Source organism: Bradyrhizobium sp. G127 (assembly GCF_021502575.1).
In the GTDB taxonomy this organism is placed as follows: Bacteria; Pseudomonadota; Alphaproteobacteria; order Rhizobiales; family Xanthobacteraceae; genus Afipia.
In genome coordinates this window covers 374671-388575 of record NZ_JAKFGN010000002.1, presented here as the reverse complement: position 1 = coordinate 388575, position 13905 = coordinate 374671, and the positions used below count along the sequence as shown (strand labels likewise).

9 protein-coding genes and 1 tRNA gene are annotated in these 13905 nt (G+C 62.3%); 9 read left to right on the top strand and 1 reads right to left on the bottom strand.

Annotated elements, in window-relative coordinates; genetic code table 11:
* Positions 1 to 5 precede the first annotated feature (5 nt).
* A complete protein-coding gene (locus tag LVY71_RS13740; RefSeq protein ID WP_235100434.1) occupies positions 6 to 305 on the top strand; it encodes a DUF1330 domain-containing protein in 300 nt (99 codons plus the stop codon).
* 6 nt (positions 306 to 311) lie between these two features.
* Here the strand turns inward: LVY71_RS13740 and LVY71_RS13735 are convergent, their stop codons facing one another.
* Positions 312 to 1619 (bottom strand): multicopper oxidase family protein, encoded by a 1308-nt coding sequence (locus LVY71_RS13735; RefSeq protein ID WP_235100433.1) that lies wholly within the window; start codon positions 1617 to 1619, stop codon positions 312 to 314.
* Positions 1620 to 1809: 190 nt separating this feature from the next.
* Here LVY71_RS13735 and LVY71_RS13730 point away from each other — a divergent pair.
* The 8 genes from LVY71_RS13730 to lon all read left to right on the top strand — a co-directional run bounded on the left by LVY71_RS13730 (position 1810) and on the right by lon (position 13889).
* A tRNA-Leu gene (locus LVY71_RS13730) sits at positions 1810 to 1894 on the top strand.
* Between the two features lie 167 nt (positions 1895 to 2061).
* Complete coding sequence (gene tig, locus LVY71_RS13725; RefSeq protein ID WP_235100432.1) at positions 2062 to 3420, top strand: trigger factor; 1359 nt, start codon at positions 2062 to 2064, stop codon at positions 3418 to 3420.
* Positions 3421 to 3674: 254 nt separating this feature from the next.
* Entirely contained in the window at positions 3675 to 4307 is a 633-nt protein-coding gene (locus LVY71_RS13720; protein WP_235100431.1) for an ATP-dependent Clp protease proteolytic subunit, read from the top strand.
* A 276-nt stretch (positions 4308 to 4583) separates the two neighbouring features.
* Positions 4584 to 7946 (top strand): CHAT domain-containing tetratricopeptide repeat protein, encoded by a 3363-nt coding sequence (locus LVY71_RS13715; protein ID WP_235100430.1) that lies wholly within the window; start codon positions 4584 to 4586, stop codon positions 7944 to 7946.
* Between the two features lie 92 nt (positions 7947 to 8038).
* Complete coding sequence (locus tag LVY71_RS13710; RefSeq protein WP_235100429.1) at positions 8039 to 8494, top strand: hypothetical protein; 456 nt, start codon at positions 8039 to 8041, stop codon at positions 8492 to 8494.
* A gap of 251 nt (positions 8495 to 8745) precedes the next feature.
* A complete protein-coding gene (locus tag LVY71_RS13705) occupies positions 8746 to 9513 on the top strand; it encodes a hypothetical protein (protein WP_235100428.1) in 768 nt (255 codons plus the stop codon).
* A 349-nt stretch (positions 9514 to 9862) separates the two neighbouring features.
* Positions 9863 to 11131 (top strand): ATP-dependent Clp protease ATP-binding subunit ClpX, encoded by a 1269-nt coding sequence (gene clpX, locus LVY71_RS13700; RefSeq protein WP_235100427.1) that lies wholly within the window; start codon positions 9863 to 9865, stop codon positions 11129 to 11131.
* A 331-nt stretch (positions 11132 to 11462) separates the two neighbouring features.
* The gene (gene lon / locus LVY71_RS13695; protein WP_235100426.1) at positions 11463 to 13889 is read left to right on the top strand and encodes an endopeptidase La; all 2427 of its coding nucleotides are present in this window, start codon (positions 11463 to 11465) and stop codon (positions 13887 to 13889) included.
* Positions 13890 to 13905: the final 16 nt, after the last annotated feature.

Sequence of the window (13905 nt, the reverse complement as noted above, 5' to 3'; positions counted from 1 at the left end):
GAGGAATGACGGTTTACGTGATCGCCCAGTTGAAGTTCACCGACGCGGAACGCTATCGCAAGTATCAGGCGAGGTTCTTCGACGTGTTCAAGGAGTCCGGCGGCAGGTTGCTGGCCGCCGACGAAAAGCCTGTCGTTCTCGATGGCGACTGGGAACGTGACAAGATCGTTGTGATGTCGTTCGCCGACGAGGCACGGGCGAGGGGCTTTCTGGATTCGCCCGGCTATCGTGAGATTTCCAAGGACCGCATCGCCGGTGCGGATACCCTCGGCCTGCTGGTTCATGGGCTGCCGTCGCCCGCCTAGGCTGCGCTATTCCACCGCGTAACTGCGTAACAGTTTCGGTGCGGCCCAGTTGAGTGCGGTGGCTTCCATCAGCCAGCGTCCGGAATATTCCGCGAGGAACGCGATGCGCTGGGTCTGGCCCTTGTCCAGCATCAGCGTGTCGAGCCAGAACGGTTTCCAGCCGTCGTCGAGCCGGTCGAGCAGCCGGAAATGATGACCGTGCAGCCGGAACACCACCGGCGCTGTGGCCGGATTGGTGATCGCCATCACCGCGGTGCGTCCGCGCTTGACGCGCCAGGCCGGCGCGGTCGCGGCGTCGAATTTCACAGGCGACCCCCATTGCGCGTTCGGATCGAGCGACAGTTCGGCGCGCAGCGCGCCTTGCAGGTCGAGACGCGCGGGAAGGCCGACCGAGGGAAGCGCAGCCGACAGCGGCAGCGCCGCCGCCCGCACGGGCGCGTCGTTCGACATGATCAGCCGCGCGATGGTTTGTGGTGAGGCGCCGTCATGCAGGATAATCGGCGAGATGGTGCCCGGCGCCCGCGTCGCGTCGATGAAAGCATCGACGCGCGAACCGGGCGCTAGCACCAGTTGGCCGTCGCGGGCGGTGAAAGGTTCGGCGGGTGCGCCGTCGATTGCCATCACGCGAACGTCGTGATTCTCGATTTTCAATCCGACCGGCGACCGCGCGCAGCCGTTGATGAAGCGCAGCCGCAGCCGCTCGTTGATCTTCACGTTGAGGCTGAAGTTCAACTGTCCGTTGACGGTGTAGATTGCGGGCGTGGCGTCGGGAGCGGTTCCGGGAGCAACCGCCACACCCGATTTGAACCGCCATTCCTCGATCAGCAGAACCGCGTCGCGGTCCACGGCGACCGGCGGGCTGTCCTCGACGATGAGCGCACGGCCTGCCGTCGGAGGGGGCGCGCCTTCCGGCACCAGCGCGTTGACCAGATAGGTTCCGGATTGCCGCAGGGGCACGGTGAAGGACGCCCGTCCACCGGGTAGGACCGGAGCCTGTCCGGTCAGCGGCTCCGCGGCGGCTGCGCCGTCGATTCCAAGCCAGTTCAGGACGATAGGTGCGGGGAGTTCATTTGAAAGGTTGACGGCGAGATCGCCTTTGCCGAACCGCAGGGCACCCGCCTGATCCGTATCGAGCATCCAGACCGCCTGTCCGGTTCCTCCGGCCTGAAGGGGGATCGTTCCGGGCCGCGCCCGCAGGGACAGGCTTGCTCCGGACTGCGCGGCGGCGGGCAGCCGCAGCCCGGCAGTGAGAGCGGTCCCTCCCAGCCCGGCCAGCAGACCCCGTCTCGACGGCGAAAAAACCTGATTTGTCATGGCCTATGCGGACCATTTTCAATCCATCCTGTCCAGCGGACGGTTGGTCGCTGCCGAAGCCTCCGGCGCGCGCTCTAAGGCCGCGTCGCGAAAGCCATTTTTTTGGCTCGCGAAGCGGTTACACCATGTTATAAGCCCGCCGCTCGCGGCTGTGCCGGGACACTCAACCAACCAGACTGATGTGTGCTGCGCGCTCGTGGCGGAACTGGTAGACGCGCTGGGTTTAGGTTCCAGTGTCGAAAGATGTGGGGGTTCGAGTCCCTCCGAGCGCACCAAGCGCGATCTTATGTTTGCGCAAGATTTCTGGAGGAGGCGTTTCCGATTGGAGCGTTTCCGCCGCACCACCGATGCATGCCGGACGGCTCTGCTGCCGAACGGTTCGCATCCAACCGATTGACAACGACCCGGCCATGCCGGGCCAAGCCGGAAGAAGATTGACGCCATGCAGGTCACAGAAACCCTCGCCGAGGGATTGAAGCACGAGTTCAACGTTAGCGTTCCCGCTGCCGACATCGACGCCAAGGTGGACGCGAAACTCGTCGATCTGAAGGACAAGGTGAAGCTCAACGGCTTCCGTCCCGGCAAGGTGCCGGTCGCGCATCTCAAGAAGGTTTACGGCCGTTCGGTTGCCGCCGAGACCGTCGAGGAGCTGATCCGCGACACCAACGCCGGCATCTTCACCGAGCGCGGCTTCCGCCTGGCGACCGAACCCAAGGTCACCATGCCGAAGGAAGAGAAAGAGATCGAGGCGATTCTCGCCGGCAAGTCCGACCTGAACTATTCGGTCGCGATCGAAGTCGTGCCCGCGATCGAACTGGCCGATTTCAAGAGCTTCAACGTCGAGAAGCCGGTGGCCGAAGTCACCGACGCCGACGTCGACGAGGCGTTGAAGCGCATTGCCGAGCAGAGCCGTCCCTATGAAGCGAAGGCGGAAGGCGCGAAGGCCGAGAAGGGCGACCGCGTCACAATCGCGTTCAAGGGCACCATCGACGGCGTGGCATTCGACGGCGGCACCGGCGATGGTATTCAGGTCGTGATCGGCTCGGGTACGTTCATTCCGGGCTTCGAAGACCAGCTGATCGGCATCGCGTCCGGCGAGACACGCACCGTCAAGGCGTCGTTCCCGAAGAACTACACGGCGACACATCTCGCCGGTAAGGACGCGGAGTTCGAGACCACCGCGAGCCTGATTGAGGCTCCGCAGGACGCCAAGATCGATGATGAGTTCGCCAAGACCCTCGGCATGGAATCGCTCGACAAGCTGAAAGAAGCGATGCGCGAGCGTCTGGTGGTGGAATTCGCCGGGGCGTCGCGCCAGCGCGTCAAGCGCATCCTGCTCGACAAGCTCGACGAAACCCATCGCTTCGATCCGCCGCCGTCGCTGGTGGAGGAAGAGTTCAAGCTGATGTGGAATTCGATCCAGGCCGAGATGGAGTCCACCGGCAAGACCTTCGCCGATGAAGACACCACCGAGGAAAAGGCCAAGGACGAGTATCAGAAGATCGCTGACCGCCGCGTGCGCCTCGGCCTCGTGCTCTCCGAGATCGGCGAGAAGAACAAGATCACCGTCACCGACGATGAAGTCAGCCGGGCGCTGATCGATCGCGCCCGCCAGTCGCCGGGCCGCGAGAAGGAGGTCTGGGACTTCTATCGCAGCAATCCGAACGCGCTGGCCCAGCTTCGCGCCCCGATCTACGAGGACAAGGTTGTCGACTTCATTCTCGAACTCGCCAACGTGACCGAAAAGCAGGTGACCCGCGAGGACCTGCTCAAGGAAGAAGACGACAAGACCGCTGCCTGATCGGGGCCGTTGTCTCAACCACGACAAAGCCCGGCATTCGGGGCGTATTAACGATACGCCCCGAATGAGCCCGGCGCGGCGCGCGCTACCTTTGCGCCCCCCGCCGAATCAGCGTCAACTGCCGCCGCTTCGGCTTTTTGCCGATGCCGTTTTCCGCTCTTGTGGGCGGGCTAACCGCTCATATCTGTAGTGCCCAACCTTTTGCATCACGAGGCATTCCCGGCCGGCTGCCTCCGCCAACCCTCAGGTGACCAATGCGCGATCCCGTTGAAACCTACATGAACCTCGTGCCGATGGTGGTCGAGCAGACCAATCGCGGCGAGAGGGCCTACGACATTTTTTCGCGCCTGCTGAAGGAGCGCATTATCTTCGTCACCGGACCGGTCGAGGACGGCATGGCCACGCTGACGGTCGCGCAGTTGCTGTTTCTGGAAGCCGAGAATCCGAAGAAGGAAATCTCGATGTACATCAACTCGCCAGGCGGCGTGGTGACATCGGGTCTGGCGATCTACGACACCATGCAGTTCATCCGTCCCCCGGTCTCCACGCTGTGCACGGGACAGGCTGCGTCGATGGGCTCGCTGCTGCTCGCGGCCGGTCACAAGGACATGCGCTTCTCGCTGCCGAATTCGCGGATCATGGTTCACCAGCCGTCGGGCGGCTTCCAGGGCCAGGCCACCGACATCATGCTGCACGCGCAGGAAATCCTGAACCTGAAGAAGCGGCTCAACGAAATCTACGTCAAGCACACCGGCCAGGACTATAAGGCGATCGAGGACGCGCTGGAGCGCGACAAGTTCCTCACCGCCGACATGGCGAAGGACTTCGGTCTCGTCGACAAGGTGATCGACAAGCGGCCGGAGGAAGCAACTCCGAAGCTGCCGTAAGCCGGATCGCGGTCTGATTGTGAAAATTGAAGCGGACGCCTTTCCGGCGTCCGCTTTTTGTTTGAGCGCATCACCTGTTCGGGTGATTGCAAAATACTTTTGAGTTCCATCCTGCGCCGCGCTTGACCCTGTGCCGGTCTTTGCTCCTAATAATACCTATTGATCCGGGACCGTTGGACCCGTCGTTATTTTCAGTTCCGTATGTTTGAACGGCATCCAATTTCATCCCGGACACACCGCATTTTCGGTGGGAATGACAATGTCCGGGAGCGCGCCATGACGAAAACTGCACGAAGCCGCGTTGCGGCGTTTCTCGGCTTGCTCTGCTCGTTCGCAGCCGCTCCGCCAGCCTCCGCTCTTGAACTCGCGCAAGCGCAAGAGAGCTGCCGCAATTCGATTGGCCGGCCGACCTATATGGCCTGCAAGCAGAGCGGTGGACCGCACGAAGTCTGCATGGCGAGAGCCAAGGCCGCCGCAACGCCTTGCGTTCGCAATGCCATGATGGCCGCGCGCCCGAAGGCGGCGCTGTTCGACGCGGCGAAGGTGTCGGCGCCGAAGGCCGACGAGATCGCAGCAGGCGCCCAGCGCGCAAAGGAAAACACCACGCTCGTCGCGCCGCCGCGCACGGTCTCCGACATCACCGCCATTCTCGATCAGCAGAAACCCGACCCGGCGAAGATCGCCGAATTGACGGCGGCGGCCGACGCGCCGGTGCCCGCCGGTTTGAAAGGTACGGCTCTCGCGGACTTCCACTACAAGCGGGCGCAGGCCCGCACGCTGCTTGGCCGTTCCGAGGAGGCGCTTGCGGATTCCGAACTGGCCGTCAGCAATGGACAGGGCGGGGACTACAAGAACGAAGGCAGCCGCTACGAGTCGCTCCTGATGCGTCACCTGCGCGACGCGGGGCAGCACAAGCGCGCCAACGCGCTGTTGTCCAAGCAGTCGGCGGCGTTTGCCAATCAGGCAAAAGGCCGGCTGTTCGTTCTGCAGTACTTGCAGGTGATCGGTTATATCCGGAATGGCGATACCAATACCGCGGAGAGCTACGCCGCGCGAAATCGCTCGCTATTGGCAGAAGCGCAGCGCTGGCCGGTGTTTCCAATCTACGGGATGAGCTGGCAGGCGACCGTCGAAGATGGCAACGCGCGCGTTGCGGAAGCCCGCGGCCGGTTTGCCGATGCCGAGGCTGCCTATCACAAGGCATCTGTTTTTTACACAAATTCGCTCGCCACGCTCTCGAAATGGGAAAGCAAACCGCCGGAGGGGCAGATCGAGCGCTCCGCCGACTGGGCGCTGGCGCTGGAAGGACGCGTCAAGGTCAAGCAGGGCCGGGTCGGCGAGGGCGAGGCGGATGTGCGCCGCGCGCTGTTGAGCCGTCTGAGCAAGTCGGGGAAGTTTCATGCCGACACGGCCGGTGTTCTTGGCGTGCTGGTCTATGTCATTCAGGAACAAGGCCGCTACCAGGAGGCTGAGCAGCTTCAGCGTCAGGTCATCGACATCTACAAGGGGCTCGGCTACACGCCCGAGTCCGGTCAGATGGTTTCGGCGAATGTGTTCCTCGCGCAAATCCTGAATCTCGAACGTAAATACGACGAGGCGACGAAGCTCTACGACCAAGTCGATGTCTGGACGGCGAAGTGGGAGCCGTCGCGCCGCGAGGGGGTGAGCGGCGGACTGGCCCGCGTGTCGATTTTGTTGTCGCAGAAGAATTATGACAACGCGCTTGAAATCGCCCAGCGGTCCTTCGAGCGGGAGCGCAGCAGATCGGGCGACAAGAGTGTCAACACAGCCGTGACACGCGGCTACTACGCCGTGACGCTTGCGCGCAAAAACAGGCCGGAGGATGCGCTGCGGGAGTTCAAGGCCGCGATCCCCGTGCTGCTGACCGCATCGAACGGCAGCGACGACGACAGCGGATCGACCGCCGCTGCGCAGGAGGGACGGGTTCGTTTCGTGATCGAGGGGTATCTTCGATTTGTATCGGTCTTCCCCGCCGCTGCGCCCGCCAATGTGGCCGATGAAACCTTCGGCTACGCAGACGTGATGCGTGGGCAATCGGTACAGCGTGCGCTGCAGGCTTCGTCGGCTCGTTCCGCCGCCAGCAATCCTGAACTGGCGAAGCTGATGCGTGCGTCGCAGGACGGCGAGAAGCGGATCGGCGCGGCCGTCGCGACATTGAACAACCTGCTCACGCTGCCGCCGGCGGAGCGCGACGAGAAGGCGGTCAAGGCGACGCAGGCGGAGATCGCGGCGTTACAGGCATCGCGTGCGCAGACGCTGAAGGACATCGCGAAGAAGTTTCCGGACTACGGCAATCTGGTGAACCCGCCGCCGCCGAATTCCGCTGACATCCAGAAGCAGCTCAGGGACGACGAGGCGTTGCTGTCGTTCTACTTCGGCCGCTTTGACAGTTTCGTCTGGGTGCTGCGCAAGGACAGCCCGGTTCAGTTCGCCCGGCTCGGACTGTCGGTCGGCGACCTCAATGCGACCGTGACCAAGCTGCGCGAGGCGCTGGAGCCGAAAGCCGCGATGATTTCGGATATTCCCGCGTTCGACGTAAAACTCGCGTCCGAGCTTTACGACAAGATACTGAAGCCCGTCGAGAGTGGCTGGAAGCCGGCGAAGAGCCTGATCGTTGTGACCAACGGCGCGCTCGGGCTGTTGCCGTTGTCGCTGCTGCCGACGGCGGCTGCGGAGGTGAAAGCCGACGACGATCCGCTGTTCGTCAGTTACCGCAACGTGCCGTGGCTGGCGCGAACCCATGCTGTGACGCTGGTGCCGTCAGCGTCAGCTCTGCAGACCTTGCGTAAGCTGCCCCCGGGCAAGGCCACGCGGCAGGATCTGGTCGCGTTCGGCGATCCGTATTTCAACAAGGAGCAGGCCGACGACGCGGCGAAAGCCGACAAGCTGATCCAGGTCGCAGATGCGTCGAACGTCACGCGTGGCGCCCCGCTGAAGCGGCGCAACAGCCCGCAGCTTGAAGGCGTCGACAGCGCGCAACTTGGACAGTTGCCGCGCCTGCCGGACACATCCGACGAACTCACCTCCATCGCGCTCGCCTTGCAGGCCGATCCCGCCAAGGTTCTCAACCTCGGCAAGGACGCCAACGAGAAAAAGGTGAAATCGATGGACCTGTCGGGGTTCAAGATCGTCGCCTTCGCCACCCATGGTTTGGTGCCGGGCGAACTGGATGGTTTGACCCAACCGGCGCTGGCGCTGTCTGCACCCGCGCTGTCGGATTCCGACGGCGACGGGTTGCTGACAATGGAAGAAATCCTTTCGCTGAAGCTCGACGCCGACTGGGTCGTGCTGTCGGCCTGTAACACCGGCGCGGGGGCTGGAGCGGGAGCCGAAGCCGCGTCGGGGCTGGGCCGGGCGTTCTTCTACGCCGGGACGCGCGCGCTTCTGGTCACGAACTGGTCGGTGCATTCGCAATCGGCGCGTGAACTGGTGACCGACCTGTTCAAGCGGCAGGCGGACGATCCGAAGCTGACGCGCGGCGAGGCGCTGCGGCAAGCCATGATGGCGCTCGCCGATGGACCCGGCTATCTCGGCGCGGACGGCAAGACGGAGTTCGCCTATGCGCATCCGCTGTTCTGGGCGCCGTATTCGATCATCGGTGACGGCGGCGGGCGTTAAGGTAAAAAGAGAGACGTCTTTCGAAAAATCCCGCCGTGCTGTAGGCTCGCGGCATTGCTTGAAAGAGATTTGGCGGTTGGGGAGATTTGGAAATGCGGCGTTCGCTGTTTCAGGCGGCTGGCTTGGCGGCCGGGCTTGTTGTGTCGATGGTTTCACCCGGTGCGAGTGCGGGAACGGTTCTGATTTCTCCGGATGAGGCCAAGCTGCCGCCGCCGAAAGGCGGGGTTGCTGTCGCCACCCGCGGCATCACGCGCGGACCGAAGATCGAACTGGTCGGCAGTCCTGACGCCGCGCGGTCGCCGATGCGGCTGCAGTTGAAATTCGAATCCTTTGGCGGTGCCAAGATCGACACCGATTCACTGAAGGTGACATATATAAAAAGTCCCGCCGTCGATCTGACGTCGCGTCTGAAGCCCTTCGTAGTTCCCACCGGCATCGATATGCCCGACGCCGAACTGCCCGCCGGCGACCACCTCATTCGCGTCGATGTGAAGGATTCCGACGGCCGCACCGCGACCACCAGCTTCACACTCAAAGTGGCGCCCTGACCCGCATGACGGACGAGTGCCCCTTCTGCACGCAACCCGTCGCTCCCCGCGCAATGGTTTGCAGCTCATGTTCGCGCGATATCACGGTTCCTGAAACGCTGATTGCCGAGCGGGACGATCTCATCCGCAAGCGGGCCTTGGCCACGGACGAACTTGCGCATGCGAAGGCAGAACTTGAAACGCTTCGGCGCCGCCAGCGCCTCTCATTGCGGCGGAACTGACATGTTCACCCCACACGCACCGGCATTCTGATGGAATGTCCGTTCTGCGCCGAGAAGGTGAAAGACGAAGCGCTCGTCTGCAAGCATTGTTCGCGCGATCTCCGCGTTGTGCGGCCGGTGCTTCTCGAAATTGAGGACATCGTCGCCGACATCGAAAAGGTGAGGCGCGAGTTCGACAATGTCAGCGCGCGACTGTACCGCCGCCGTCATCCGGTCCGGTCCTTCGCTGTTCACAGCATCGCCTACATTCTGATCCCCACGATCCTGCTGGTTGCGGCCCACATCATCGTCACCATCGTGCTGAACGTGTCGCCGCTCTATCTGCGCATTGCGTCGGTGCTGATTCCGTTGCCGTTCGGCTTTGCGATCTACGCAATCCAGAAAGTTGGATATCGCGGGGCAACCATTGTCGGAGTCCTGACAGCGCTGCTCAGCGTATTCTGCATGCTGACGGTGACCGGCTTCAACGACCATGTTCCCATCCTTCCGGGACCGTGGATCGAATGGCGCGAGGTGCTCGAATACTCCGCGAGCATCGCGCTGGCCTTTGTGACCGGTAATATCCTCGGCATTTTGATGCTGCAGCTTCTTGCCAGTTCGCTGTCGCAGGGTGACAAGCCGAATGCGGCGGCCTATCGCGTGGCGAAGATCCTGGGCCCCTATGTCGGGGAGGACCAGTTGCGGCGCCGGGCGAGAATTATTCAGGAATTGATGAAGACGGCCGGTCCGCTGGCCGGCATTTTGTCGACTGCGGCGGGCTCGATCTACGCGGGCCTCAAGGGCATCATTGGCTCCTGACGCCCACCGAGGGCGGACCGGCGGAGTTCCGCCGGTCCGCCCGTGTCATTCCCGCAACGCTGCAATGAATTCGTTGCCGACTGTCCCTGAAAAGGCGCAAAATTGCGCCAAGATCACGGAGTTGGCTGTTTTGCGGGTTAGCGAATTCTTGATAGTCGGGTGGCACCATGATTGGCTAGTGTTTGTGGGTTACGATGACCGGGGATTCGATTGAACCGTGATTCGCACGGGAAACTGGAGTGCAGGGTCTTTTTTGGTACGGTTTTTGCTCCTATCTACACGTCATGCCGGTCTGTACCGGGATGGGGCAAACCCCTGAGACAAGATCGAGCGGCGGACGGAGACAGGAATGAGCAAGGTCGGTACGAGCGATTCAAAGAACACCCTCTATTGCTCGTTTTGCGGGAAGAGCCAGCACGAAGTCCGCAAACTGATCGCGGGCCCGACGGTCTTCATCTGCGATGAGTGCGTCGAACTGTGCATGGACATCATCCGCGAGGAGAACAAGTCCTCGCTGGTGAAGTCGCGCGACGGCATTCCGACGCCGAAGGAAATCTGCAAGGTTCTGGACGACTATGTGATCGGTCAGCAGCACGCCAAGAAGGTGCTCTCGGTCGCGGTCCACAACCACTACAAGCGCCTCAATCACCAGACCAAGCACAACGACGTTGAGCTTGCGAAGTCGAACATCCTGCTGATCGGTCCGACCGGTTCGGGCAAGACGCTGCTCGCGCAGACGCTCGCCCGCATCCTCGACGTGCCGTTCACGATGGCTGACGCGACGACGCTGACCGAAGCCGGCTACGTCGGCGAGGACGTCGAGAACATCATCCTGAAGCTGCTGCAGGCTGCCGACTACAACGTCGAGCGGGCGCAGCGCGGCATCGTCTATATCGACGAAATCGACAAGATCTCGCGCAAATCCGACAACCCCTCGATCACCCGCGACGTGTCGGGCGAGGGCGTGCAGCAGGCGCTGTTGAAGATCATGGAAGGCACGGTCGCTTCCGTGCCGCCGCAGGGCGGCCGCAAGCATCCGCAGCAGGAGTTCCTGCAGGTGGATACGACCAACATTCTCTTCATCTGCGGCGGTGCGTTTTCCGGCCTTGAGAAGATCATCTCGGGGCGCGGCCGCACCACGTCGATAGGCTTCGCCGCCCAGGTTCTGGCTCCCGAAGACCGCCGCACCGGCGAAATCTTCCGTCACGTCGAGCCTGAGGACTTGCTCAAGTATGGCCTGATTCCAGAGTTCGTCGGCCGTCTGCCGGTCGTGGCGACGCTCGAGGATCTGGATGAAGCCTCGTTGAAGAAGATCCTGACCGATCCGAAGAACGCGCTGGTGAAGCAGTATCAGCGCCTGTTCGAAATGGAGAACGTCGAGCTGACCTTCGCCGACGAGGCGCTTGGCGCGGTGGCCCGCAAGGCCATCGAGCGCAAGACCGGCGCGCGCGGTTTGCGGTCGATCCTTGAAAGCATCCTGCTGGAGACCATGTTCGATCTCCCCGGGCTGGAAGGCGTCGAGGAAGTTGTGATCTCGCGAGAAGTCGTCGAGGCGACGGCGCGTCCGCTTTATATCTACGCGGATCGGGCCAAAGAAGAGAACAGCGCCAGCGCCTGAGGCGCAGGGAAACCGTTGGCGGTTTTCCGACAAAACGGGCTGCCGAATGCCCTTCGGCAGCCATTGTCGTGTTCGTCTCCGCTTTAGAATAAGCCAAGACTGGCAGGGGTTTTCGCTCTCTTGACACCCCCATATGCCATAGCCACCTAATGGTGTGCTGCGGAACGAAGACCTTCCGAGATTCGCAGCAATCGACCCGGGCGGGTGAGTGGCCGTATCGCGGCCAGTGGCTCAAAAGAGCTCTTTCTTTTCCGGTACACACGGCACCTTGTGGCGGTTGCGTCAGTACGGCGGACTGCGTGCAAGGGGGCGCAACAAAAGGAATATGGGCATGACTGCCTCAAAGCCTCGTCCAACCATCGTTCACGGCGAAAGCCATTCCTATCCGGTGCTGCCGCTTCGCGACATCGTCGTCTTCCCGCATATGATCGTGCCGCTGTTCGTCGGCCGCGAGAAGTCGATCAAGGCGCTCGAAGAGGTGATGAAGAACGATGCGCTGATCTTCCTCGCGACGCAGAAGAATGCGTCCGATGATGATCCTGCTCCGGATTCCATCTATGAGATCGGCACGCTCGCCAGTGTGTTGCAGCTCCTGAAATTGCCCGACGGCACCGTGAAGGTGCTGGTGGAGGGCCTGGAGCGCGCCAAGGCCGGCAAGTATTCCGATCGCTCCGACTTCTACGAAGCCGAAGCAGTCGCGCTCGCCGACGTCGACGCCAAGAGCGTCGAGGCGGAAGCGCTGTCGCGCTCGGTCGTGTCGGACTTCGAGAGCTACGTGAAGCTGAACAAGAAGATTTCCGCCGAGGTGGTGGGCGTCGTTCAGCAGATCACGGATTTCGCGAAGCTCGCGGACACCGTGGCGTCGCATCTTGCCGTCAAGATTTCCGATCGTCAGGCGATCCTTGAAACCCTGTCCGTCTCCCAGCGCCTTGAGAAGGTGATGGGTCTGATGGAGAGCGAAATCTCGGTCCTGCAGGTCGAAAAGAAGATCCGCTCGCGCGTCAAGCGCCAGATGGAGAAGACCCAGCGCGAGTACTACCTCAACGAGCAGATGAAGGCGATCCAGAAGGAACTCGGCGACGACGAAGGTCGCGACGAGCTGGCCGATCTGGAAGAGAAGATCGCCAAGACCAAGCTCTCGAAGGAAGCTCGCGAGAAGGCGACCCACGAGCTCAAGAAGCTGCGGCAGATGTCTCCGATGTCCGCCGAGGCCACGGTCGTGCGCAACTATCTCGATTGGCTGCTGTCGATTCCATGGGGCAAGAAGTCCAAGGTCAAGAAGGACCTCGTTGCCGCGCAGGAAGTGCTCGACTCGGATCACTACGGGCTTGAGAAGGTCAAGGACCGCATCGTCGAGTATCTCGCCGTGCAGTCTCGCGCCAACAAGCTGACCGGACCGATCCTGTGCCTCGTCGGCCCTCCGGGCGTCGGCAAGACCTCGCTTGGCAAGTCGATCGCGAAGGCGACCGGACGTGAGTTCGTGCGCGTGTCGCTGGGCGGCGTGCGGGATGAAGCGGAAATCCGCGGACACCGCCGCACCTATATCGGCTCGATGCCCGGCAAGATCATCCAGTCGATGCGCAAGGCGAAGACCTCGAACCCGCTATTCCTGCTGGACGAGATCGACAAGATGGGCGCGGACTTCCGCGGCGATCCGTCGTCGGCTTTGCTTGAGGTCCTCGACCCCGAGCAGAACGCGACGTTCGCCGACCACTATCTGGAAGTCGACTACGATCTGTCGAACGTGATGTTCATCACAACCGCGAATACGCTCAATATTCCCGGCCCTCTGATGGACCGCATGGAGATCATCCGGATTGCCGGCTACACCGAGAACGAGAAGGTCGAGATCGCCCGCAAGCATCTCATCCCGAACGCGATCGCCAAGCACGGCCTGACCACGAAGGAATGGTCGATCGACGATGAGGCGCTGTCGTTCCTGATCCGCCGCTACACCCGCGAAGCGGGCGTGCGTAACCTCGAGCGTGAGATTTCGACACTGGCCCGCAAGGGTGTGAAGGAACTCATGATCTCGAAGAAGAAGTCGGTAAAGGTGACGGCGGCTGTGGTCGAGGAGTTCCTCGGCGTGCCGAAGTATCGCTACGGCGAGATCGAGAGCGACGACCAGGTGGGCGTCGTGACGGGTCTGGCGTGGACCGATGTCGGCGGCGAGCTGCTCACCATCGAAAGCGTCATGATGCCCGGCAAGGGCCGCATGACGGTGACGGGCAACCTGCGCGACGTGATGAAGGAGTCGATCTCGGCTGCTGCGTCCTACGTCCGCTCGCGGGCGATCAACTACGGCATCGAGCCGCCGCTGTTCGACCGTCGCGACATCCATGTGCACGTGCCGGAAGGCGCGACGCCCAAGGATGGTCCGTCGGCCGGCGTTGCGATGACGACCGCGATCGTGTCGGTGCTGACCGGCATCCCGATCCGGCATGATGTCGCCATGACCGGCGAGATCACGCTGCGGGGCAGGGTGCTGCCGATCGGCGGTCTGAAAGAAAAGCTGCTTGCGGCCGCACGTGGCGGCATCAAGACAGTCTTTATTCCGGAAGACAACGCCAAGGACCTGACGGAGATTTCCGACGCCATCAAGGGCGGCATGGAGATCATCCCGGTCGCTCGGATGGACGAAGTGCTGGCCAAGGCGCTGGTGCGCAAGCCCGTTCCGATCGTCTGGGAAGAGGACGTCAAGGCGCTGGCCAAGCCGGATGGCGCCGATGAAGCGGCCGGCGGCCTGACCGCGCACTGAGCGGCTTTTTGAACGA